The organism is Streptomyces sp. DH12 (assembly GCF_020873895.1).
In the GTDB taxonomy this organism is placed as follows: Bacteria; Actinomycetota; Actinomycetes; order Streptomycetales; family Streptomycetaceae; genus Streptomyces.
The window spans coordinates 1-515 of record NZ_JAHWGT010000700.1; the positions used below are offsets into that span (position 1 = coordinate 1).

Here is a 515-nt window from a genome sequence, read left to right on the forward strand (position 1 = left end):
TCCAGCGACCGCAGCGAGTACTTCAGCTCGTCGTGGCTGGTGTATCGGGACTCGCCGACCTCGCGGGCCGCGATGCCGGCGTCTCCGTCGCCCCGGTACTTCTGGCGCTTGGCGCGCAGCTCGGGGTCCTGGCCGTCGACCCAGGTGTAGACGACGTCGATGGGGAACGTCACGTCCTCCACCGTGGTCACGGTGAAGGGCGCGAACGTCGGGTAGTCGCGGCCCTGGACCGTGATCTTCGCGGACTTCTGCTCGCTGGTCGGCATGACGTCCGATATCCGGTTGCGCCGGGGGGCGACCAGGGAGTCGGCCAGCACGTCGGCGGAAGCCTGCGGCGACACACGCACCAGCTCCGCCTCGGCCTGCGGACCCGCCAGCACCTCGGCGCCGTCCTGCCAGAACTCCACGTCGCAGCCGAGCAGCGGACCGCCGAGGACCTGACCGGCGGGGCCCAGACGCACCACGCCGAACCGCATCACCGGGGCCGACGACAGCGACTTGGGCCACGCGTCGTC

The 515-nt window shown here is 71.3% G+C and carries 1 protein-coding gene; it reads right to left on the reverse strand.

Features of this window, described 5'->3' with window-relative positions; genetic code table 11:
* Nucleotides 1–515, reverse strand: a 515-nt coding sequence (locus LPA54_RS36595; protein ID WP_228984815.1) for a Stealth CR1 domain-containing protein, incomplete at both ends; no start/stop codon positions are given.